Raw genomic sequence first — 21,657 nt, 5'->3', positions numbered from 1 at the left:
TTGTATAAAGGGGGTTAGATTCCTGGCTCTCCTCATCTCCATCCAAGCTATTAACTTGTTATGATAGCGCTTTCTTAAATTATCATAGTCAGAAGTGAATGTAAACGGTGAATTTTAAAACTGGATTTTTCGAAAAGTGAATATTACCCTTTTACTTATTGTGGTTATGTTTTTTTGCAAGCAGCATAAAAGTCTGGAGGGAGGCTGTTACAGATGGATGAATTAGAACTCGCATTCGGTATTTTGCCGTTAGGGATTATCGTGTTATCGGTTGCCGGGACTTGTGTTTGTCAAAACGTGTATCTGATGCCGATGATTAGTTTGGTGATTTCGCTAGTGCTCACGTTTACCGTTTTTAATCCATCATTTTTGGGGTGGGTTGTTGTCTATACTCTGATTTCAGCCGCTATATCGTATATCACACTGATTGTGGTCAGGAAAAGGAAAGCATCAAAAAAATGAAAATGCCCACTTTCTAAGATATCGTTGACTATGGCAACTATGTTTGGTTATAATTGCCTTAATCAATGATATAAGAAAGTGGGGATTGATTTTGAAAACCAGTGAGACATCTGTTGGATTAAAATTCAGAAAGTTCAATCGATTCTATACGAATGTCCTTGGCTTCCTTAATGAGCATATTTACGACAGCCCGTTTTCCTTAACAGAAACACGGATTTTATTTGAAATCTATAATACGCCGAATTGTACGGCCAAAACCCTCCAGGATAAGCTAGGGCTTGACCGGGGTTATGTCAGCAGGATGTTGAAACAGTTTGAAAAAGAAAAGTTAATCTATAAACAAAAGAGCAAAGATGACGCTCGCCACCATTATATTTATGTTACGGAAACTGGAAAAACGATTTATAAAAAGCTGGAAGAGAAAGCGAACGAACAAGTAGAACGGATGCTCAAAGAAATTGACCAAAAGGACCAGCGGAAGCTTGCAGAGGCGATGGCAGAAATTGAAGCGATTCTCTCACAGTCGCTTTCTTCCAGAACGTCAGACATATCGATTAGAGATTATTTTCTTTCGGATGATCTCCAGCTTCTCATCGAAAAACAGAGACAATTTTATGCGGAGGCCCATGGCTGGGACGACACGTTTTTAGCCTATCTCCATGAGACCTTTGATGCTGAAATTGAAACCATATGGATTGCGGAAAGCGGCGGGAAATTTGCCGGCTCTGTCGGGTTGGTCAAACATGATGAAAAGACCGTGCAGCTTAGGTGGTTCCTAGTTGATGACGCTTTTCGAGGCAGGGGGCTGGGCACACAATTGCTGGAGCATCTGGTTGCATATTGCAGGGATATGGGGTTTGAACGCATTTTTCTTTGGACGGTGAGCACCATGGCTGAGGCTCGTCCGCTCTATGAAAAATTTGGTTTTAGGGTAAGTGAAGTGAAAGAAGAAGCGCCATTATGGGGCCAGCGTCTGACAGAAGAACGGTGGGATTTGGAGCTGTCATGAAAAGACTGCACTACGCGTGGATCATCGTTTCCGTCACCTTTTTGATCTTATTGGCCGTTCAGGGGGTGCGCCTGTCGTTTGGAGCGTTTGTGGAGCCATGGGAACGGCAGTTTTCAATGGATCGAGGCACCATCTCGCTGATTTCTACAATAAGTTTTATTGTCTATGGCATATCTCAGCCTGTGATTGGGCGGCTTGTGGACAAATGGGGTGCCCGGGCTGTTTTGTCATGGAGTGCGCTGCTGACAGGGATCAGCATTTTCTTAACATGCTTTATCTCTTCGCCTTGGCAGCTGTTTTTGCTTTATGGATTAGGTGTCTCGCTTGGAGTTGGGGGAGCATCGAATGTGGCAGCAAGTGTGTTGGTCGTCAATTGGTTCAGCAAAAAGCGGGGACTAGCCTTTGGGATCATGGAAGCAGGTTTTGGAGCGGGGCAAATGCTTCTCGTTCCAGGCTCACTCATGCTGATCCATTGGTTTAGCTGGAAGCTGACGGTGGTAGTATTGGGCTTGCTGTTAATCGTGATTGTTTTTCCGGCTGCACTGCTGATGCTGCGGAACAATCCTTCAGAAAAGAATGCAGAGCCGATAGGCGGAGTGGCTGCTGCAGAAAAAGAAACAGCGCCCAACACAACTGCTCTTTCAGTGACTGGAATGTTTCGGATGAGGCAATTCTGGTTTTTGATTTTGCCGTTTTTGATCTGCGGGTTTACGACCGTGGGACTGATGGATACCCATTTGATTCCATTTTCTCACGATCATGGCTTTTCCACGACAGTCACAAGTGCCGCTGTCAGTCTGCTTGCCGGCTTTAATATCGCTGGCATCTTACTGTCCGGAATGGTAGCGGACCGGTGGAGCAGCCGGAAAATCCTGTGCTTTTTATATGCGGTGCGCGCGCTGTCGATCGTGATACTCATATACAGCCACGAGCCCTACTTGCTTCTAGGTTTTGCAATTCTGTTTGGATTAGTGGACTTCGCTACCGTAGCGCCGACTCAAATGCTCGCCACCCAATACTTTCAAAACTACTCGATCGGCCTTATGATCGGCTGGCTGTCGCTCGCCCATCAAATCGGCTCGGCACTCGGCGCGTATATCCCTGGCGTCATCTATACGGTAACGGGAGAGTATACAATGGCTTTTTATTTGTCGATTGGGATGCTTGTGCTGGCAAGTGTGATGAATGTGATGCTGAGGGAGCCCGCGGCGGTTATACGTGATAGTGCGGCTGTGGCGGAGAAGGTGTAAGAGAGAAGGAGCATCTCTGATGATGGCATTATTCAGAGATGCTTTTTTTGTATTTTTGTTCTAATACGAAGTCAATCATGCCGACAATACGGGCGTTTTCGGATTTTTGTTTAAAGCGGTCAGAGATTTGAACTTTTCTTGAGAATGGAAAAACAACAAAAACCCAAAAAAGGCCGATCAAGGCAAAAAACATTTGTACAGATAATTGTATTAATTCATTAAAACGAGTGCTGAAAAAATAAATATATAAAGTTACGAATGTCACGAAACAAACGATTTTGACGGTGTGTTTGAATGTGAGTTGCGGTTCGCTAAAGAATACTTTTAATTGATTAAGCATGATGGAGTCATGTTTGTTTAGGAAAATCAAAAGTTCTTTATCATCTTTTGCATGTTCTACAATAAACTTCGCTGCTGTTTCGGTTTCTTTATATGTGTGTAGGTCTACATTCAATACATACATCTCTAATTATAAAAATTGCGTATTTCTTTTCTTAATTCAAGTTGAAACAAAACTAAAGAATTTTTTTGTTATATCTTTCAGTTAGAATAAAATCTATAACTCCTTTCATTCGCAAATATTCGGCTCTCTGCACAAAGTGCAGAACAGTATGTAATTGTCCTTTTCTAGAAATATGTAAAAGCTTAATCAAATCAATAAGGATTTTTAAAAAAATGATGAATAAAAGATAGATAAACATATCTGGTATGTCAATGTAATTAATTTGTCCTGAAAATAGAGTAGTTGCATAAATGACAATTATACTTCCGCAAAACATTAAACTCATATAATGTGAAAGGGAAAATGGACGAGCAGAAAAATATGCTTTTAATTGGTTTAGCACAGCGATATCTTTTGAATCTAAGAAGGCCAAAAGCTCTTTATCATTTTTACTAATTGTAAGTACATGGTTCAATACAGCATGAAAATTCATTGAATCTTCTTTATCAGAGGCAGTTGGTTCATTTGCTTGTATGTTTTGTTGATCCACTTTATATTTTTTATAAAGTATTGTATGAATTAACTTGTTTTTCTCATAGAATTCAGATTGTTGAATAAGGGATGCTTCTCCTTTGTTTTTATATCCTCTTTTTATGACGTGGGTATAAGTCATAAACATACATATGACTGTAAAAATAGAAAAAGCTGCAGGTGAAATATTTGATAATATAGGATTGATGAAGACTTCTTTTGCTTGAATAAAAAAGAAAGAAGCTAAAGTCATAGATATAAACATGCATAAAACTGCTACTTTCACTAGAAAATGAAGCGGAAGAAAGGGTTCAGAATAATATTGCTTCAACTGGTTGAGTGTAAGAGAATCTTGGCGAAAAAGATAATCTATTTTCTCCTGTTGATTTTGCATCTGATCGATATCATGAGTGATGGTCCTAGTTTTTTCAAAAACGATTTGATCATTCTTCATTTTTGATAAACCTCCAAAAGATCATAAATAAACTAAAAAACTGCATGAGCATATTTTAACTTATGTTCATGCAGTTTTGTATTAAAGTAGCCAGTATAATAAGTAAAAATGGCCAATAATACACCAGAAAGTTGAGCTACTACTTAATTGTTCGTTATATCGAGACTCGTTTTGCGTGGTATGCCTCCTGTCGGTGTGGTGGTCTTGGGTTGCGTGTAGTATGATTTTTGGGGATTTTTTATATGATGTTCCTGTGATAAAAAGGGAAAGCAGATGATTTCATCACCTGCTACTAAATGACAAATGTTTCATCATCGGCTGCCTATATTTCTCTAATAATACTGTTTGAATCATTATTTAGGAAAATAATGATTCGTGTTAAAAATAATTACTGAGGATTTTTTTCTCTAAACTCTTTTAGAGCATTTACCCATATTTCAATTAATTGTCTAAGTTCTCTTGTTTCTATTTCACAGGTTCTGCTTTTTATATATGCCTCGGGATCATCTTCATCTTCAGCTGCGTATTCTGCAAGATTATCGTAAATAAAAGTTTTATCTTTTTTAATTTCTAATCCACAAACATTCCCATTTAGTTCCTCGTACTCACTTGTCCCGTTTAGTACTTTATCTATTACTTCATATTCAAAGGTAGGATCTCCTTGAACATCTGACATTAGAAATTCTGCCACTAATTGAATACGCTCAGGTAATATGATAACAAGGCTTTTACTTCCGTTCTTAAATCTAACTTGGTCAAATTTGTAATTGTATTTCATATGGTCCTCCTACGCTTACGGATAAATCGGAAAACTTGAAATGATTTTCCCGTTGCTATCGATAAACATTCTAATTCTTAAATTGTCTTTTGTCCGTCCTTCATATGTGTTTTTTGTTCCAGGAATAAATTCTTTATTTTCATATGCTTCATTTATGGAGTCAACGACTTGTTGAGGAGTCCATTCTTCAGGGAAAAATGTTGAAAACCCATTGTTGCTAAATTTCTTTTTTCCATTTACTTCAACTTTCCCTTTGTAAACACCGTGTTCATTTTTGTCAGATTTTGTTCCTGAAATGACTTTTCCTGCAGTATCATCTAATCCCTCATAATGATATCCAACGGCTGCTTCTCTATAGTTTACCTCGCCTTCAAAGATGTGTTCTAACGCTTTAGGTCTAAAATTTTCTACGTTGCTCAGTTGCGCTATTAATTTCTTGCTCGGTTCACTTTTTAAATTTTGGTCGCTATCAAATCGCATAACACTCTCTTGCTTCTTATCCAGTTCCTTCTTCAGCTTCGAAACAGGGTTCTCAAAACCCCCAGCGCCCTGTATTGCAGGTTTTAGATGATTGTTATTTGGCAATGTGAAATAAGGTTTCGCTTTATCAGTAATGTTCTTTGCTAAAGATTTATGATCGTTCACAAAAGCTTTTGTTTCCTTTGTCACGAATTTTCCGGCTTTTGTTGCTGATGACACTTTTCCGAGTCCTTTTGCTCCAAAAAGGGAAGCAAGTGCGTAGGTGATGTAATGGGAGCGGCTATATGCATCACCATGAACCATATTGTCGTTCCAAGATGTTTTGAATGAATCGACCATATATTCAAAAGTCTCGGGCGCGCTATAAATCACATTTTGGAGTTCCTGTCCGGCTTTGACTTGTTCCTCGATGCCCATCTTACCCTGCGCTCTATAAGACCATACAGCAAGATCGTAAGCGCCGACTGCGAGGTCGCATGCCCCGGTGACGATATCTTTTCCGGCATCCCAGAGCCCGACAATTACACCCTTTCCGCCTTCGACAAGCATTTTTCCTGTTTCTTGCTGTGCCTTCATTTGAACAATGCTTGAATAATATTGTAATTGCTCAGCGTTCAGGTTGTCAGTGCCAATCTTGTCTGCAATTTTCAAGTATTCCTCAGGATCAGTAGTTTTGTGGAGTTTTTTCTTAAGATACTCGATTTCTTCCTGTTTTTTTGCTTTGATGAACTGCTGGGATTGTTTGTGAATATCTTCTTTGTTTTGATAAGCGTCTGTTTCGTGAAAGGCTTTTGCGTTAAAGTTCATTGGATTTGTGCTTCCGCCTTTGCTGGTGGCGCCTGTCAATGCTTCGAAAAATGCCCGAACCTCATGTTCCACAGCTTCTGAGGCCTCGTAATCACTGTTTAGTTTCTCATCTAGGTCATGCAGGTGTGTAACCGTTTTTTTCGTTTTTATTTGCTTTATCCAGTTTATCGGTGACAGTAGATTGATCGAAGAGGGATAACGGCAAAATGTCATCAATTGAATTCAGGATTGATTTCATTTCTTTATGCTGTGCCTCTATAATGCCATCAGCTTTGACAAGTCCGTTATGCAATTCATTATCGAGATAAGATTCCTCAACGTATGCATCGTCATCGAATGTTGCTTCCTCAATTGCAGCTGGCACGTTTTTGAAAAAAGCAATTCTCATGTCAATGAGGTCCAGCCACAGTTCCGCTCCTGCCGCTTGTTCCTTATAGAATGCTTTAATTGCGTTAGCACCCTTGCCTGTCATAGCATCATCCAAATTTGCCATCTCTTTGAACTGTTTCTTTAGAACAGCCATATGCTCTCTTAATGTTTGATAGGCTTTAAGGCGCGTTTCAGCAGCTTCTAAAATTGTATTTGCTTCAAGTGTTTTCAATGTACTGTGTCCTTTCGCCTGAATTTTCCTGTAAATATGGTACCATGGTGAATTAAGGAAAGGAGCGTAAACTGAATAATCAAGGAAAAACAGTACTTTTTTACTGATTCTATTTATTCATTTTACTCGCAGACAGGGAAAGCTGCTGGATCAGCTGTCATGCCCATATGCCGGTTTCTACACTGGTTTTGTGCAAATAAATTTTAGGTGATTCTCTACGGTATATGTGGAGCTCACCTGCATTCTTATGAAAAAATCTCTGTTGCAAGCTCATGATGATTTCTAATTTCGTCTTTTTGAATAAAAATTTATTTTTCAAATATTTCAGTTATAATGGTTGGGAAATAGATAGGAGGGGCAAAGATGTATCAATCAAAGAAGGTTTTGTTGTTAGGTTCAGGTGAGTTAGGAAAAGAGGTAGTGATTGAAGCTCAGCGTCTAGGGGTGCAGACGGTGGCGGTTGACAGTTATGAGCACGCTCCGGCGATGCAGGTCGCACACAATAGTTATGTCGTTGATATGCTGGATCGCGAGCAGATCAGAACCATTATTGAGAAAGAAAAGCCGGATTTGATTGTGCCTGAGGTTGAGGCGATCGCGACGGATGAATTGCTGAAGCTAGAGGAGGAAGGGTTTCATGTCATACCGAATGCGCGTGCTGCAAAGCTAACGATGGATCGGGAAGGGATCAGGCGGCTTGCGGCGGAAACACTCGAACTTCCAACGGCTGGCTATGAGTTTGCGAATACATATGACGAATTTGTACAAGCGGCAGCTCAGATCGGCTTTCCTTGTGTCGTTAAACCATTGATGAGTTCATCTGGAAAAGGCCAGAGCGTATGCCGCTCTGAAGCAGATGCAGAGAGCTGCTGGGAGACAGCCATGGAAGGCGGACGTGTGAAAAACGGGCGCGTGATCGTTGAGGAGTTTATCCCATTCGAATCAGAAATTACGCTCTTAACCGTACGAGCGGTAAACGGCACGGCATTTTGCGAGCCGATCGGACATGTGCAAAAGGACGGAGACTATATCGAATCATGGCAGCCGCATCATATGACAGAGCAGCAAATGGAAGAAGCGAAGCATATTGCGAAAGCCATTACAGATGAGCTTGGCGGATACGGCCTGTTTGGCGTTGAGCTTTTCCTTGCGAAAGATAAGGTGTATTTCAGTGAGGTTTCTCCTCGTCCGCATGATACGGGCCTGGTCACGCTGGTGACGCAAAATTTGTCAGAGTTCGCGCTGCATGTCCGGGCGATTCTCGGTTTTCCGATTACAGAAATCACACAGCTTTCTCCTGGTGCCAGCCGGCCCCTCAAAGCACCGGAAGAATCAGCGGATTACACAGTTGAAGGACTGGAAAACGCACTGGCAGTACCGAAAACTCAAGTTCGCGTCTTTGGTAAGCCGATAACGAAAGCCGGACGCCGTATGGCAGTTGCGCTTTCTGCGGCTGATACAGTTGAAAAAGCGAGAAATAACGCAAAGAAAGCGTTGGATCAGCTATCTATAACATAGAGCGAAATCAGGCCTTGTCAGGGTACAAGGCCTTTTTTCATTCCTGATAAAAGTTTTATCATAAGAATCAGAAACGTGATTATAATGTAAAAGTCTTCCACTGTTAAGGGTGGTTGACACATAGGGAGGGAGATGACAAAATGAAATTAGTTCCAAGATTCAGAAAAAAGTGGTTCGCTTACGTAACGGTTTTATGTTTGGCATTAGCAGCGTCGGTATCTTTCGGCGCACCGGCAAAGGCGGCAGAGAACCCGCAAACGTCTGTTTCGAATACGGGTAAAGAAGCTGATGCTACGAAAAACCAAACGTCAAAAGAAGAACAGGTTTCCGCTCCTTATGAGGGAACCGGGAAAACAAGTAAATCGCTATACGGCCAAAAGGAACTGGAAAAAAACATTCAAGCCTTACAGCCTTCGAGTATCATCGGAACCGATGAACGCACCAGAATCTCCAGCACTACATCTTTTCCTTACAGGGCAACTGTCCAACTTTCAATCAAGTATCCTAACACCTCAAGCACATATGGCTGCACCGGGTTTTTGGTCAATGCCAATACAGTCGTAACGGCTGGGCATTGTGTGTACAGCCAGGATCATGGCTGGGCTTCAACGATAACAGCCGCGCCGGGCCGCAACGGTTCGTCATATCCATATGGAACTTATTCAGGCACGATGTTTTACTCCGTCAAAGGATGGACGGAAAGCAATAACACCAATTATGATTACGGAGCTATAAAATTAAACGGTTCTCCCGGAAACACGGTTGGCTGGTACGGCTACCGGACAACAAACAGCAGCAGTCCTGTTGGCCTTTCCTCGTCAGTGACAGGATTCCCATGTGACAAAACATTTGGCACAATGTGGTCTGGTACAAAGCCGATTCGATCCGCTGAAACATATAAGCTGACCTATACAACCGATACGTACGGCTGCCAAAGCGGCTCACCTGTTTATCGAAACTACAGTGACACAGGCCAGACAGCTATTGCGATTCACACGAACGGGGGATCGTCATACAACTTGGGAACAAGGGTGACGAACGATGTATTCAACAATATTCAATATTGGGCAAATCAATAAGTACAGCAAATTAGCCATTTTTATGTTTATTTTGTTTTTATGCGGGTGCGGTTCACCGACCCAATCTGCTCAAAAAGAAACAACGATTCCTGTCACTCTTCATGTGGAGGATGCCGAGGGGCTGCCGGTTGAAGGGGTGCAAGTGACAATTGTCGCAGCACCGGCCTCAGATCAAGAGCCGAGTATAGAGATTGGCGAGATACTCGGCAAAACAGACAAAAATGGAGACATCAAATGGGATACCGGCAAAAAAGGTCATTACTCAGTCGCATTGACGAAGGATGAAACATCAGTAACCCATCACATCTCATTAACAGAGGATCAGAAAGATAAGGTGATCATCTGTGTTTTTAATAGTAAAGATCGTTCAGAAATAAATTAAAACTACTGTAAAAAGGGGACTGATCTACGTTTTTAAGACAGGGATCAGCACATCTTTTAAACAGTCAATTGCCAATCGTTTATAGGTGATTGGCTGTTTAGTTTCTTGAATATAAATATTGTTATAATAGTAAATGCGTTCAACGTCGTGGTTCAAACAAGCTGTTAAGATAGAACGTTTCATACTTTAGCGAGGATTAAAACGATTCGATGGAAGCATGATCGGCGGGTGTTCCTTGCGAGACATGCTCATGGTAATGCATTCTAGTTTTACGATAAAAATGAATTCACAATGTATTTTTGAATAAAACCTTCAAACTTCATAGTGGATTCTCTTTTGGAAACAAGCTTCTAGTAGAGCGATAATCGTCTAAGGGCAGTAACGCTAAAAAAGCTTTCAGCTAATCTTTTACAGATCGGAAGTGTCAAATAACCGGATCAAGAGCGACATCTTTTGTATTCACTTTGTAAGGCTTGATCTTTTCAATGATAAAAATGAAGCAAATGCTCCTCTTTAACTTTGGTCAAACAGATCAAATTCTGCTGCATTGCACCGTCCTTTAAGTCTTTCTTTTTTTACGAGAGAATAGATATTATCGAATTTAATCAATTCTTATCAATTCTTATAAATTGAAAATACCTGAACCCTTAATAAACCCTTGTAAACTTAGTCTTGATATTAGACTAGCTATTTCCTCAGGTGACTCCTGCATTCCTTGATTTAGCCACTCTCTTATAATTCCAAAATGAGCAGAAAAAACATAAGATATCAGAAAGTTTCTGCTAATTGTTCCCTGCTCTTGTTTTTTTACATTAGGAATACTGAAAATATTTTCTTCCATAAGATTTTGTATTTCTCTTTTAAACGTTAAATCAAATTTCTCTTTGAGGAGAGCACCGAGTATTAAGTGGTTTTCTTTATAATATTTTATCATTTCGACAAGAAAAGGGATGTGTTTATTGGATCTATAGTATTCTACTATATCTAACTTCTCCACTGTAGATGATAGACTTTTTAAGTCAGATAGAAATTTTTGCTGACATTTCGATAGTAAGTCATGTTTATCTTTATAATGTAAATAAAAAGTGCCTCTATTTATATCAGCTAATGTAGTAATGTCTGTAATCGTAATTTGGTCGAAGTTCTTTTGGTTGAGTAATTGTCCGAATACTTTATATATTTCTCTTTCAGTTTTTAAATAGCGTCTATCATTTTTATTCATCTTAACTTTCATCCCTCAATTAATTAGTATTCATATATTTTATATTTGTTGATTAGCAAACGAATTTCTAATATATATATATTGTTCAATTATCTGTCATAAAGTATACTCAAAGTAGACCTAAACAATCAATAATTTCTCATTTTTAAGTTTTTAGACTTCGAGGTACGAGATATGGAAAGTTTAATGTGGGTTTTTCCGATTATTTTCATGTTTCATGAATTTGAAGAGATAGTTTTTTTTGTTCCATGGATCAAGAAAAACAAAAAGTACTTGCTTAACAAATATAGTGGAGTAAGAACTACATAAATAGGTTTGAAGGGATAAGCAGCGAGTCATTTTCAATTGGAGTTTTTGAAGAGTTTATAATTATATGCATATTTACAGTTGTTTGTATTCAATTTAACTTTTATAATTTATTTTTTTCTTTAGTTTTAGTTTATTTTCTTCACATACTAATCCATATACTTCAATGCATTTACATAAAAAAATATGTACCCGGAACTTTAAGTGGGGTGATATCTAGTGTTCATAATGTATATATCTTTTATGAATTTTATGAACATCAACTAGTGAATTGGAAATATATTGTTCCTTACATATTGATTCTCTTTATTTTGAATATTCATTTTTGTCTACATATAGGTAAAAAGGTTTATGCGGTTATTTCAGGAAAAATTCTCATTAAATCATTTTTTGTTTAAGATTCTAAAACTATAAAGAGCATTCTTTTGCAAACTCTGATGGAGTGTAAGATGAAAAAGATTTGTTGTGTATTTTGTACCTTTTGCTTGTAAATTAATCTAAAATAAATGATTAACGGTATTTAGTATCAAATGCATGAAAAAATAGAAGTGTACCTGAATATAGATAAACTGGTGATCTTTCAGTGGGACTGTCTAAAAATTTACCAACTATGGTTGGTTCCAATCTAATCATTAGCAGAGAATATATATGTTAATGATTATTTTTTATATATTTTCAAAAGTGGGCTGCTCGCTCTTCTTATATTTATGGTAAATAAACCTGGATCTAAGTATGATTATCATTTCTAGTAAAGTTTAATATGTTTTTTAAATGATCAGTGTAGAAACCCTTAATTAGTTAGCTCCAAAACAAACATTTAAGGTGAGTTCCAGCCAACAGGGAACTCACCTTAACACTTTCTATATTAATTGCTTAATTCCGCTGTATTCGCTCTAGCATTATTTAAATCATTTTTTGAACGTTTTAATATTGATAATATTAAAACAATTAAACTGATTATTCCTATATATATTAAAACTTTAACTGGCTCATCACTGATTTGCAGTTTAGTTTTAAAGTATAGTAATTCACGAAGACCATCGACAACAAAACGAGAAGGTAACCAAGAATTAACATATTGATAATTGAAAGATGTTAAAAACTCTTTTGGAAGATTTAATATCGGCAAACTAATGAAAAGTACAATGGCGAATAAAGGAATACCTGCTATACCAATCCATGATAAGATTGCTGATATTAAAAGATATATACAAAAACATGATAAAGTTAAAAATAGAGCTGTATTTGTGTAATTTGGAATATTCAAATCTAACCAATAGACTGATATCCAGACAATACTGAATCCAACTATAAAAGATAGGAGAATACCTAATACAATCTGCCAAAGTTTTAAATATAGTTTCTCAATTTTTGTTGGGCAAGTTATTTTTTTTATTGCCAAAAATACAAGTGCGGAACAAATAAGACTTGCCATCCACAGAGGTTGAAATATTGAGATAGGCGCATTACCATTTGCGCTATGTGAGCTGACTTCATTTACATACTTTGTTTCTTTTTTTATTGGAGTTACCATGGCTAAAGATTGTGCAAAACTTAATTTATCGGTGTTTTGTTTTAATAAATCGGTAATTTCTGCACGTGTTTTAGTATTTATTGAATCATAAATCTTATTTATTACTTGTTCAGTCGCTTTTACGCCAACTGGATTCATTCCTTGGTTAATTAAAATTTTGACTTCTGGGTTTATAGGTTTTTCAGTTTGGAAGGAAAGTTGTTTTTCAGAAAACTCTTAGGGATGATGATAGCAGCATAATATTTTTGATTATTCAACTCTTCCTGTGCTTTTTCCTCACTATTGACGTCTATCCATTTAACGATAGCATCCTTGCCGGCAGAAGCCTTTGTTTTGCTTTTCATTGCCTTGACAATCTCTTTACTTACATTAACCTCTTCGTTTTTTGAGATTTTTACACTATGATCATTATTTACTATTGCAATAGGTATATCTTTAGGTTCTGGGTTAACTGTTGGATTGTTTGAAAGGCAGAAGATTGCTACTACTAAGAAAGCCATGATTGGGGATAGCAGTATAAGTTTTTGTTTGAAAAAATTCATAGATTTTCACCTCTAGTTTTGTTTTATTTTATTCTGGATATAAGGTCTTGAATAATTGTAATTTTTTTAAAAAGAATTGCAATACACAATAAAGTTGCATTAGTTTATTACTCAACAAATCGTTAAGAGGTGTCTTGTTAATTTCATAAAATTATATTATTGAATTAACTAACGATGCGTATGGATATCATAATCTGATGGAAGGGACTATTTCTTACTCTTTAACAAAAAATAATGAATGAGCCCCTAAGTTGTATTTTAGATATTAAAGCAGATTATAGAAATGTTAAAAAGGTGCAAGACTGGAGGGAATAACAAATCATTTTTAATGAATTCAATTGTTATATACCAATTTTATGATATAGGGAGTCGTTTTAAATAAATATACGGATCCTGTTTGTATCTAATCTAGTATTCCAAAAAGTGCTATACTGAACATAAAAGATATGAGATAATGAATGTTGTTTTAAAACGGTCTTGCATTTTCTGCTCTGTGTAACAATTCATTAAATATGACCGATGACCGATATAAATATTATGCTCAAACTTGTTGCTGTGTATTTTATATGTATGCGTTAATAAGTGCTTAAATAGACTTCTTGAGATTTTATATAGATTTAATTTGATCACATGTTCCGTATTAGGATTGTTTTAATTGGAGGTTTGGCTACACTGTGAATTATATCCCCTGTATGATTACAATAGGAAATTTTATTTGCGGCCTGCTGGCGATTCATTCCTTGTTATATCATAACATTCATTCAGCAGTGCTTTTCATTTTTACCGGCATGCTTCTCGACCTTTTTGACGGGATGGCTGCACGTAAGCTTAATGCCGTTTCTGATATGGGCAAAGAACTCGATTCGTTTGCCGACCTGGTGACGTTTGGTGTAGCTCCTGCCATGCTTGCATACAGTGTCGCATTATATTCCCTGCCATTTATCGGGATTTTATGCGCATTGACGTATAGCATTTGCGGAATGCTTCGCCTCTCTAAATTTAACATTGAACAAAGTAAGCTTCCGACATTTATCGGAATGCCGATTCCATTTGCGGGTATGTGTCTTGTGCTGCTCAGCTTTACCTATCACCCGATCCTGCTGGCCATCGGTGCTTGTGGACTTTCTTATTTAATGGTGAGTAAAATCAAATTCCCTCATTTTAAAAAACATGAGGCAGAAAACCTGGAGTCCGAGAGATGGAATTAGTTCAGGATCTCATAGCGGATTACGGTTATCTCGCTATTTTTTTGATGTTGGTATTAGGGATTGTTGGATTGCCGATTCCAGATGAAGTGATGATGACTGTTGTCGGCTACTTCACAAATACGGACGTGCTGAATTATGAGCTTTCAATATTCATCAGCTTTGTCGGAGCTTTGTCAGGTATGCTGATCAGCTACATGATCGGCAGAAAAGCCGGCCGCCCATTTATTGACAAGTACGGCAAGTGGGTCGGATTAAAAGAAAAGAGAATGATCAAAGTGGAAAAATGGATGAAGAAATACGGTCCATATTCGCTCATTTTTGGTTATTTCATACCCGGCGTCAGACATATGACGTGCTACTTTTCAGGAATCGGCAAAATGGAATTGAAAACGTATATTACGTTTGCGGCAGTCGGCGCCTTTTTATGGTGCTTTATTTTTATTACAATCGGAAGGGTTATAGGGATTATTCATGTTTAACACAGCTGTAAAGATTCTGTATCGTTCATTGATAGAGCTGACAAATCATCGTCTGTCTTCCTATCTGATTAAAAGATTTTGCGAGTCTACCATCAGCAAACCAGTCATTCCGCTTTTCTCAAAACACTTTCGGATTAACTGGGATGATGTAGATGGCTCGGCCGCTGATTACGGCTCGCTGTCCGAATTGTTCATTCGGCATATTAATTTGGAGAGGCGCCCTGTTTCTAAAGAGGCGCATGCGGTGGTCAGCCCTGTGGACGGTGTGGTTCAGACGGTAGGAACAATAAATCCAAACCAGACCTTTACGGTAAAGGGAAAAGATTACTCATTCGCTGAGCTGACCGGCTGTAAAAGTGCGGACCATCAATATAACGGCGGATATTTCATCGTACTGTATCTAAGCCCGCGGCATTATCACCGTTTCCATTCCCCGATCAGCTGCACGTATCAAAAGCTGGCCGAGCTCGGAAATCGCTCATATCCGGTCAATCAATTAGGATTACAATACGGAAAAGATGTGCTTTCGAAAAATTACCGGTTTGTGTACGAGCTGAATGGCGGTGCTCGAAGTGTCCTGATGATTCCTGTCGGCGCAATGAATATTAACTCTATCGTGCAGACGAGCACCCGGGATGAATTAAAGATCGGCGAGGAGCTTGGCTACTTTTCATTCGGCTCAACCGTCATTTTGATTTTTGAAAAAGACGCGTTCCAGCCGTCCGCCCATTTAACAGAAGGTCAGGAAGTCCAAGTGGGACAGGCAATTGGCTATATGAAATAAATAAAGAGGCGCCGACTTTTAAAAGCCGGCGCCTCTTTGTTTTTATATAACGCCTTGAGAAACCATGGCGTCTGCTACTTTTAGGAACCCGGCGATATTGGCGCCTGTGATCAAGTCCCCCGGCTGGCCATATTTTTCAGCCGCCGTCATACTGTCACGATAAATAGTGACCATAATATCGCGCAGTTTGGCATCTACTTTTTCCGCTGGCCAAGACAATCTGGCGCTGTTTTGCGCCATTTCAAGGGCTGACACGGAGACACCGCCCGCATTGGCTGCTTTCGCAGGACCGAAAAGAATTTGATTGCTTCTGAACACTTCGATGGCTTCCAATGTAGATGGCATGTTCGCGCCTTCTCCAACAGCCTTTACGCCGTTTCTCACGAGAATGTTCGCGTCTGTCTCGTCAATTTCATTTTGTGTGGCGCACGGCAAAGCGATGTCACATGGAATGGACCATATACCAGAGCCGTCTTCGACATACTGCGCGTGCGGATGCTCTTTTACATACTCGCTGAGTCGTTTGTGTTCAACCTCTTTTAAACGCTTCAGTGTACTGAGGTTGATACCGTTTTCGTCATAAATATAACCGTTTGAATCGCTGCATGCCACAACCGATGCACCGAGTTCAGCGGCTTTTTCTATCGCATAGATGGCCACATTTCCAGAGCCGGAAACAACAACGGTGCTACCTTCAAAAGTAAGGCCATTGTCTTTTAAGAGCTCTTGCATAAAGTAAACCGTGCCGTAGCCGGTAGCTTCTGTGCGGATTAAGCTTCCGCCAAAACCGGGGCTTTTCCCAGTTAATACACCGGCCTCATATCCGCCTTTTATTTTCTTATACTGTCCGAACATGTATCCGATTTCTTTCGCTCCGACGCCGATATCGCCAGCAGGCACATCCTGATCCGGTCCTATATATTTACAGAGCTCTGTCATGAAGCTTTGGGTAAAGCGCATTACTTCTCCGTCTGATTTCCCTTTTGGATCAAAATCTGATCCACCTTTTCCTCCTCCGATCGGCTGGCCTGTTAAGGAGTTCTTGAAAATCTGCTCAAATCCCAGAAATTTTGTAATGCTGGCATTGACGGAAGGGTGGAACCGCAAACCGCCTTTGTAAGGGCCAATCGCGCTATTGAATTGTACGCGGAATCCGCGGTTGACCTGAACACAGCCCTGATCATCAACCCATGGGACGCGAAACGTTATCATTCGTTCAGGTTCTGCGATTCTTTCAAGGATATTGTGTTTGATGTATTCTGGATGTTTGGCTAAGACTGGTGTGAGGGAATCGAATATTTCTTTTACAGCTTGAAGAAACTCCGCTTCATGAGGGTTGCGCTGCTCCACAACTTTATACACTTTATTCACATAATTTACTGCGGCCTGTAAGTTGGATTGTTTTACATCTTCTAAGGTATGCATGTTTCAATACTCCTTTTTCTTCTAGTATTAAAATATAATGGAGGTAATCTGACAAATGAGTTGACATGCTTTGTTAGGTTACATATTGTGGTACATTTTACAAGTTTGATTATGTCTAATCAATATGGAAAATAGATGAAAACGATGCTGATATGAGATGGATCATCACTCAAACGAAAAACAGGGAAAAAAGGTCTACGAAAGGCGGGAGCATAGAAACAAATGTAAACAGGACCGCATGAAGAAAATCTGACAAGCGATCAACGAACAGATTGGCAGATGATGTCTGTCGGCTTATCATTGAAGGGGGTGATGATGATGGATGAACAACTGATGAACTGGATACAGCGTTTTCAGCAAACAGGGGATCATGAATCTCTTCTGAATCTTCGAAATGCATGCTGGCCGGTTGCAGAGACACTCATTCGTGAGCTTGTAAAAGAGAATGAGCCGGAAAAAGCAGATGACCTTCGGCAAAAAGGAATGGAGCGTTTTCCATTTATCATCGGTAAATACCGGCAAGAGGTGCAATTGCCTGTCGAGACGTTTTTGGGGAACACGTATCGGTTTTATTTTCAACAGGTCATGAGAGAAAAATAAGAGCTTAAAATATAAATCTTTGAAGAAAGGGAAAGTAAACCGGGAGAAGTGACAGGGAAATATAAAGATATCTAGAATGGAATAAGCTTGTTGATTAGCCTAACTGAGGGCAGGTCAACAAGCTTTTTAATACTGGAAAAGGAAACTTTTGTGATGTCTATTCATTTTGAAATGGGGGTTGATCATGAAAATGTTCATCAAGGAAAGGTGTCGGGGTATGTAAAGTCTAAAACGGTACAGGATGCCGGTGACTTTGCTACGATGATGCAGCAGTTTAAAGCCGAGCGTTATATAGGAAAAAGAATCATGCTTTCGGAGTTTATTCAGACGAAACCGGTTCAGCAATTCTCCTCACTTTGGATGAGGGTGGATCGTGTGGCGGGAGATATTCTTCTATTCGAGAATATGAGTAATAGGCCGATTACTGGGACAACGGAATTGGAATTACTGTTCTATCGTGTTAGATGTTCCGGAAAATAGCGCTGTGATTTCATTTGGCGTTATTATCCGGCCCGGGCCAGACTTGGATTGATCAAGTGTCTTTTGAAGAAGGGAATAAACATGTGCCGTCTGCGAATATGGAAGTGGCTTCTGAACTTTTGGAAGAACCCGTGAATTTATCGTTTGAAGAAGAGGTGGAGTAGGATAAACAGGAAATCAACCTATTAGTAAATGAATGGAAAAAACCATACCGAAATAATCAATACCGTTTTTCGTCCCCATGTATCAGCCATTCTGCTCTAAAAATAGAGTGTGGGCGGATATGTTCATCTTTGCGGCACTTTCCTGTATGATATAGTAAGAGTGTGCATAGCAACTAACTATAATTGAACAGGGTGTTTAAATCATGGAAAAACAATACAGAGTTTTACTTTACTATAAATATGTTCCGATTGAAGATCCAGAGGCGTTTAGAGAGCAGCATCTGGCTTTTTGTAAGGAGCTTGGTTTGCTAGGCCGTATCCTTGTTTCTTCTGAAGGAATTAACGGTACGGTATCAGGTACGGTTGAGCAGACTGAAAAATATATGGAAACAATGAAAGCTGATCCTCGTTTTGCGGATATGGTATTTAAAATTGATGAGGAAGAAGGCCATGCGTTCAAAAAAATCTTCGTCCGCCATAAGGAAGAGCTTGTAACGCTTCGTCTAGAAGATGATGTGGATCCGAATGAAACAACGGGACAGCATTTGAAGCCTTCGGAATTTTACGAGAAAATGCAGGACCCAAACACAATTGTGATCGACGCGCGTAACGATTACGAGTATGATCTTGGCCATTTCAGAGGCGCTGTCCGTCCTGATATCGAAGCCTTCCGTGAATTGCCTGAGTGGATCGAAGAAAACAAAGACATGCTTGAAGGCAAACAGATTTTAACGTACTGCACAGGCGGCGTGCGCTGTGAAAAATTCTCAGGCTGGCTGATGAAACAAGGTTTTGAAGATGTATCACAGCTTGACGGCGGAATCGTGACATACGGAAAAGATCCTGAGGTGCAAGGCAAGCTTTGGGACGGCCAGTGCTACGTATTCGATGAAAGAATCAGCGTGCCTGTCAACCGTGTCGAGCATGTGATTGTGGGAAAAGACCACTTTACAGGTGAACCGTGTGAGCGTTATGTGAACTGCGCAAATCCATCTTGCAACAAAAAAATGATATGCACACCGGAAAATGAGTATAAGTATATGCGCAGCTGCAGCCACGAATGCCGCACGAACTCAAGAAACCTGTATGTCAAAGAGCACAATATGACAGAAGAAGAAGTAAACGCAAGACTGGCAGCGATTGAAAAAGAAGATCACGCTGCTGCTGAATAATAGATAGTGCACCTTGTTTTTAAGGTGTTGTTAGATTGTTGACAAAATCCTAAAAGCTTCGTTTTGGGATTTTGTCTTTTTTACGGCGATGTTTTCATGCTTTTGCAGCGGCTCGCTTTTTGAACTGTTAAGAACAAAATACAATATTGAAATCAGCGGTTACTTATTCACCAATGTCGGCGCGACGGCGTTTTTATCAGAATCCCTCACCTATGATAAAAATGAAGAGATTGTGGAATATGCGCATATGAATACGAGGGGAGACCGAATGAAATTCACCGTAGAACAGTCATATCATTCATAAAGAATACGTGTTGAAGAAAGGAATGGTGGTTCTATGTTTCTTTTGACGAATGGAAAGGTGCTGTGGGGGTCTGTCATTGCTGCTTTCATCCTTTCAATCGTGTGTTATCCGTTTCTTCCGGCCGAGATGCCGATTCATTATGATGCAACAAACAGCCCGGATATGATGGTTCACAAGCTGGCGGGGACAGTGATACTGCCTGTCATGATGTTGGTGTTTGCATGGGCGCGGAAGGTCAATTGGCAATTTGTGATTGCGGTGTATATTTTGCTGATTTGTCATCTTGTCATCTTGTATTTAGCGGTCTAATGTCAGACAGCCGGAGTGAATCTGGCTGTTTTTCTTTTATTCATCTTCATTTGACAATGAATGTGGTGTATAATAGCTCATGATCATAAAGAATATTCTGAAATTTATAGGTTGGAAGCGGCGTATCATAAAAGAAGCGGCTGTGTTTTTTGTAATTTTAAAAGACTGAATATTTAAACAACTACGGAAGGTGTGTTAAAGATTGAATAAGCTTATTGAACGAGAAAAAATGCCATTTCATAAGGAAAAGCCCGATCCGTCATCCTTGGAATTCGGGAAGTATTTTACGGATTATATGTTTGTGATGGATTATGAGGAGGGAATGGGCTGGCATCATCCGAGAATTGCACCATATGCGCCGCTTACGCTTGATCCTTCTTCATCTGTATTTCATTACGGCCAGGCTGTGTTTGAAGGATTAAAAGCGTATAGGACAGAAGATGGCAGAGTGCTGCTGTTCCGGCCTGACCAAAATATCAAACGGCTGAACAGGTCGTGTGAGCGCATGAGTATGCCTCCTTTAGATGAAGAGCTGGTGCTTGAAGCATTGACGAAATTAATTGAACTGGAGAAAGATTGGGTTCCAAAGGAAAAGGGAACGTCATTGTATATTCGTCCCTTTGTTATCGCCACAGAACCGAGTCTCGGGGTGAAGGCATCCAAAAGCTATACATTTATGATCGTGCTTTCGCCTGTCGGCTCCTATTATGGCGATCAGCTGAAGCCGGTAAGAATTTACGTCGAAGATGAGTACGTGCGGGCGGTAAACGGCGGAGTCGGATGTGCAAAAACGTCGGGAAATTACGCGGCCAGCCTTCAAGCGCAGCGAAAAGCGAATGAGCGGGGCTATGACCAGGTGCTTTGGCTTGACGCTATTGAAAAGAAATATGTGGAAGAAGTCGGAAGCATGAACATCTTTTTTGTTATGAATGGGGAAGCTGTCACCCCGGCTTTAAACGGAAGCATTTTAAGCGGGATTACACGGGCGTCTGCCATTGAACTGATTCGCAGCTGGGGCATTCCGGTTCGTGAAGATAGAATTTCAATTGATGACATTTATGCGGCGTCTGTACGCGGGGAATTGACGGAGGTCTTCGGCACGGGCACGGCAGCTGTGGTTACCCCTGTCGGTGAACTCAATATTCATGGAAAAACGGTGATTGTAGGCGACGGACAAATCGGGGACATATCGAAAAAACTGTATGAAACGATAACAGATATTCAGCTTGGCAAAGTGAAAGGTCCGTTTAACTGGATAGTGGAAGTGTGAAGTTGAAAAAAGAACCTGCTCGGAGGCAGGTTCTTTCAGCGTGTCGACAAACCCTCGCATTCGTT

24 protein-coding genes and 2 pseudogenes are annotated in these 21,657 nt (G+C 39.9%); 17 read left to right on the top strand and 9 right to left on the bottom strand.

The genetic code is table 11. From position 1 onward, the window contains the following. Window positions 1-213 precede the first annotated feature (213 nt). The 3 genes from SC79_RS16535 (at window position 214) to SC79_RS16525 (ending at window position 2,721) form a co-directional block, all read left to right on the top strand. On the top strand, window positions 214-462 hold the full coding sequence (locus SC79_RS16535) for a YbeF family protein (RefSeq protein WP_039075989.1): 249 nt from the start codon (window positions 214-216) through the stop codon (window positions 460-462). Window positions 463-553: 91 nt separating this feature from the next. Beyond that, complete coding sequence (locus SC79_RS16530; protein ID WP_039075988.1) at window positions 554-1,471, top strand: bifunctional helix-turn-helix transcriptional regulator/GNAT family N-acetyltransferase; 918 nt, start codon at window positions 554-556, stop codon at window positions 1,469-1,471. Beyond that, window positions 1,468-2,721, top strand: a complete 1,254-nt coding sequence (locus tag SC79_RS16525; RefSeq protein ID WP_039075987.1) for an MFS transporter — start codon at window positions 1,468-1,470, stop codon at window positions 2,719-2,721. The genes SC79_RS16530 and SC79_RS16525 overlap by 4 nt, the downstream gene beginning before the upstream one ends. Before the next feature lie 28 nt (window positions 2,722-2,749). Here SC79_RS16525 and SC79_RS21065 read toward each other — a convergent pair whose 3' ends face one another. The 5 genes from SC79_RS21065 to SC79_RS21410 all read right to left on the bottom strand — a co-directional run bounded on the left by SC79_RS21065 (window position 2,750) and on the right by SC79_RS21410 (window position 6,814). Then, window positions 2,750-3,175, bottom strand: a complete 426-nt coding sequence (locus SC79_RS21065) for a hypothetical protein (RefSeq protein ID WP_039075986.1) — start codon at window positions 3,173-3,175, stop codon at window positions 2,750-2,752. 61 nt (window positions 3,176-3,236) lie between these two features. Further along, window positions 3,237-4,148 carry a hypothetical protein gene (locus tag SC79_RS16515; RefSeq protein ID WP_039075985.1) on the bottom strand — a complete coding sequence of 304 codons (912 nt, stop codon included), beginning with the start codon at window positions 4,146-4,148 and terminating at the stop codon, window positions 3,237-3,239. A gap of 388 nt (window positions 4,149-4,536) precedes the next feature. Next, entirely contained in the window at window positions 4,537-4,926 is a 390-nt protein-coding gene (locus tag SC79_RS16510; RefSeq protein ID WP_010331441.1) for a hypothetical protein, read from the bottom strand. A gap of 15 nt (window positions 4,927-4,941) precedes the next feature. Further along, window positions 4,942-6,285 carry an EndoU domain-containing protein gene (locus SC79_RS21415; RefSeq protein WP_231559205.1) on the bottom strand — a complete coding sequence of 448 codons (1,344 nt, stop codon included), beginning with the start codon at window positions 6,283-6,285 and terminating at the stop codon, window positions 4,942-4,944. 43 nt (window positions 6,286-6,328) lie between these two features. Beyond that, complete coding sequence (locus SC79_RS21410) at window positions 6,329-6,814, bottom strand: T7SS effector LXG polymorphic toxin (protein WP_231559204.1); 486 nt, start codon at window positions 6,812-6,814, stop codon at window positions 6,329-6,331. A gap of 363 nt (window positions 6,815-7,177) precedes the next feature. Here SC79_RS21410 and purT point away from each other — a divergent pair, with 363 nt between their 5' ends. From purT to SC79_RS16485, 3 genes are all read left to right on the top strand, one after another. Continuing rightward, window positions 7,178-8,332, top strand: coding sequence for a phosphoribosylglycinamide formyltransferase 2 (gene purT, locus SC79_RS16495; protein ID WP_039075984.1), 1,155 nt, complete (start codon window positions 7,178-7,180; stop codon window positions 8,330-8,332). A 140-nt stretch (window positions 8,333-8,472) separates the two neighbouring features. Then, window positions 8,473-9,411, top strand: coding sequence for an extracellular metalloprotease Mpr (mpr, locus tag SC79_RS16490; RefSeq protein WP_039075983.1), 939 nt, complete (start codon window positions 8,473-8,475; stop codon window positions 9,409-9,411). Next, complete coding sequence (locus SC79_RS16485; RefSeq protein WP_039075982.1) at window positions 9,374-9,793, top strand: DUF2606 family protein; 420 nt, start codon at window positions 9,374-9,376, stop codon at window positions 9,791-9,793. The genes mpr and SC79_RS16485 overlap by 38 nt, the downstream gene beginning before the upstream one ends. Before the next feature lie 622 nt (window positions 9,794-10,415). On the opposite strand, the gene SC79_RS16480 is transcribed toward SC79_RS16485, so the two are convergent. Continuing rightward, window positions 10,416-11,015, bottom strand: coding sequence for a TetR/AcrR family transcriptional regulator (locus SC79_RS16480; protein ID WP_039075981.1), 600 nt, complete (start codon window positions 11,013-11,015; stop codon window positions 10,416-10,418). A gap of 174 nt (window positions 11,016-11,189) precedes the next feature. Between SC79_RS16480 and SC79_RS21690 the strand changes: the two genes are divergently transcribed. Together SC79_RS21690 and SC79_RS21685 are read left to right on the top strand one after the other, a co-directional pair. After that, a complete protein-coding gene (locus SC79_RS21690) occupies window positions 11,190-11,324 on the top strand; it encodes an HXXEE domain-containing protein (protein ID WP_082022775.1) in 135 nt (44 codons plus the stop codon). Then, entirely contained in the window at window positions 11,321-11,719 is a 399-nt protein-coding gene (locus SC79_RS21685; RefSeq protein WP_082022773.1) for an HXXEE domain-containing protein, read from the top strand. Before SC79_RS21690 ends, SC79_RS21685 begins: the two co-directional genes overlap by 4 nt. A 467-nt stretch (window positions 11,720-12,186) precedes the next feature. Here SC79_RS21685 and SC79_RS16475 read toward each other — a convergent pair whose 3' ends face one another. Next, the gene (locus tag SC79_RS16475) at window positions 12,187-12,993 is read right to left on the bottom strand and encodes a hypothetical protein (protein ID WP_052245620.1); all 807 of its coding nucleotides are present in this window, start codon (window positions 12,991-12,993) and stop codon (window positions 12,187-12,189) included. Window positions 12,994-13,025: 32 nt separating this feature from the next. Next, entirely contained in the window at window positions 13,026-13,397 is a 372-nt protein-coding gene (locus SC79_RS20205) for a YhgE/Pip domain-containing protein (RefSeq protein WP_052245619.1), read from the bottom strand. 674 nt (window positions 13,398-14,071) lie between these two features. Between SC79_RS20205 and pssA the strand changes: the two genes are divergently transcribed. Genes pssA through SC79_RS16460 form a run of 3 tightly spaced genes read left to right on the top strand, consistent with a single transcriptional unit; the run spans window position 14,072 to window position 15,868 of the window. Continuing rightward, window positions 14,072-14,605 carry a CDP-diacylglycerol--serine O-phosphatidyltransferase gene (gene pssA / locus SC79_RS16470; protein WP_039075980.1) on the top strand — a complete coding sequence of 178 codons (534 nt, stop codon included), beginning with the start codon at window positions 14,072-14,074 and terminating at the stop codon, window positions 14,603-14,605. After that, the gene (locus SC79_RS16465; RefSeq protein WP_039075979.1) at window positions 14,596-15,084 is read left to right on the top strand and encodes a DedA family protein; all 489 of its coding nucleotides are present in this window, start codon (window positions 14,596-14,598) and stop codon (window positions 15,082-15,084) included. The genes pssA and SC79_RS16465 overlap by 10 nt, the downstream gene beginning before the upstream one ends. Next, entirely contained in the window at window positions 15,077-15,868 is a 792-nt protein-coding gene (locus SC79_RS16460; protein WP_039075978.1) for a phosphatidylserine decarboxylase, read from the top strand. The genes SC79_RS16465 and SC79_RS16460 overlap by 8 nt, the downstream gene beginning before the upstream one ends. A gap of 42 nt (window positions 15,869-15,910) precedes the next feature. Here SC79_RS16460 and gdhA read toward each other — a convergent pair whose 3' ends face one another. Further along, entirely contained in the window at window positions 15,911-17,293 is a 1,383-nt protein-coding gene (gene gdhA, locus SC79_RS16455) for an NADP-specific glutamate dehydrogenase (RefSeq protein WP_039075977.1), read from the bottom strand. A gap of 318 nt (window positions 17,294-17,611) precedes the next feature. Between gdhA and SC79_RS16450 the strand changes: the two genes are divergently transcribed. The 6 genes and pseudogenes from SC79_RS16450 (at window position 17,612) to SC79_RS16425 (ending at window position 21,592) form a co-directional block, all read left to right on the top strand. Continuing rightward, on the top strand, window positions 17,612-17,893 hold the full coding sequence (locus tag SC79_RS16450; protein WP_039075976.1) for a hypothetical protein: 282 nt from the start codon (window positions 17,612-17,614) through the stop codon (window positions 17,891-17,893). Between the two features lie 159 nt (window positions 17,894-18,052). Further along, window positions 18,053-18,537: pseudogene (locus tag SC79_RS16445) on the top strand (AraC family transcriptional regulator); the annotation flags it as partial. A gap of 203 nt (window positions 18,538-18,740) precedes the next feature. Further along, window positions 18,741-19,709 (top strand): oxygen-dependent tRNA uridine(34) hydroxylase TrhO, encoded by a 969-nt coding sequence (gene trhO, locus SC79_RS16440; RefSeq protein WP_039075975.1) that lies wholly within the window; start codon window positions 18,741-18,743, stop codon window positions 19,707-19,709. Between the two features lie 103 nt (window positions 19,710-19,812). Then, window positions 19,813-20,013, top strand: a pseudogene (locus tag SC79_RS16435) (GntR family transcriptional regulator); the annotation flags it as partial. A 33-nt stretch (window positions 20,014-20,046) separates the two neighbouring features. After that, window positions 20,047-20,322: a DUF1648 domain-containing protein gene (locus SC79_RS16430; RefSeq protein ID WP_039075973.1), complete on the top strand. Its 276-nt coding sequence runs from the start codon at window positions 20,047-20,049 to the stop codon at window positions 20,320-20,322. Between the two features lie 202 nt (window positions 20,323-20,524). Further along, window positions 20,525-21,592 carry a branched-chain amino acid aminotransferase gene (locus SC79_RS16425; RefSeq protein WP_039075972.1) on the top strand — a complete coding sequence of 356 codons (1,068 nt, stop codon included), beginning with the start codon at window positions 20,525-20,527 and terminating at the stop codon, window positions 21,590-21,592. Window positions 21,593-21,657: the final 65 nt, after the last annotated feature.

The organism is Bacillus sp. MSP13 (assembly GCF_000815295.1).
Taxonomy (GTDB): Bacteria; Bacillota; Bacilli; order Bacillales; family Bacillaceae; genus Bacillus; species Bacillus vallismortis.
This window is presented reverse-complemented; position numbering and strand designations above follow the sequence as displayed.

Bases quoted from the DNA above. Each gene is read 5' to 3' on its own strand.
- SC79_RS16515 (WP_039075985.1), bottom strand. From the start codon at position 4,148: ATGAAGAATGATCAAATCGTTTTTGAAAAAACTAGGACCATCACTCAT.
- SC79_RS16480 (WP_039075981.1), bottom strand. From the start codon at position 11,015: ATGAATAAAAATGATAGACGCTATTTAAAAACTGAAAGAGAAATATAT.
- SC79_RS20205 (WP_052245619.1), bottom strand. From the start codon at position 13,397: ATGAATTTTTTCAAACAAAAACTTATACTGCTATCCCCAATCATGGCT.
- SC79_RS16485 (WP_039075982.1), top strand. From the start codon at position 9,374: ATGTATTCAACAATATTCAATATTGGGCAAATCAATAAGTACAGCAAA.
- SC79_RS16460 (WP_039075978.1), top strand. From the start codon at position 15,077: ATGTTTAACACAGCTGTAAAGATTCTGTATCGTTCATTGATAGAGCTG.
- SC79_RS16525 (WP_039075987.1), top strand. From the start codon at position 1,468: ATGAAAAGACTGCACTACGCGTGGATCATCGTTTCCGTCACCTTTTTG.
- gdhA (WP_039075977.1), bottom strand. From the start codon at position 17,293: ATGCATACCTTAGAAGATGTAAAACAATCCAACTTACAGGCCGCAGTA.
- SC79_RS16475 (WP_052245620.1), bottom strand. From the start codon at position 12,993: ATGAATCCAGTTGGCGTAAAAGCGACTGAACAAGTAATAAATAAGATT.
- SC79_RS16510 (WP_010331441.1), bottom strand. From the start codon at position 4,926: ATGAAATACAATTACAAATTTGACCAAGTTAGATTTAAGAACGGAAGT.
- SC79_RS21690 (WP_082022775.1), top strand. From the start codon at position 11,190: ATGGAAAGTTTAATGTGGGTTTTTCCGATTATTTTCATGTTTCATGAA.
- purT (WP_039075984.1), top strand. From the start codon at position 7,178: ATGTATCAATCAAAGAAGGTTTTGTTGTTAGGTTCAGGTGAGTTAGGA.
- trhO (WP_039075975.1), top strand. From the start codon at position 18,741: ATGGAAAAACAATACAGAGTTTTACTTTACTATAAATATGTTCCGATT.
- SC79_RS16430 (WP_039075973.1), top strand. From the start codon at position 20,047: ATGTTTCTTTTGACGAATGGAAAGGTGCTGTGGGGGTCTGTCATTGCT.
- SC79_RS16450 (WP_039075976.1), top strand. From the start codon at position 17,612: ATGGATGAACAACTGATGAACTGGATACAGCGTTTTCAGCAAACAGGG.
- SC79_RS16465 (WP_039075979.1), top strand. From the start codon at position 14,596: ATGGAATTAGTTCAGGATCTCATAGCGGATTACGGTTATCTCGCTATT.
- SC79_RS16535 (WP_039075989.1), top strand. From the start codon at position 214: ATGGATGAATTAGAACTCGCATTCGGTATTTTGCCGTTAGGGATTATC.
- mpr (WP_039075983.1), top strand. From the start codon at position 8,473: ATGAAATTAGTTCCAAGATTCAGAAAAAAGTGGTTCGCTTACGTAACG.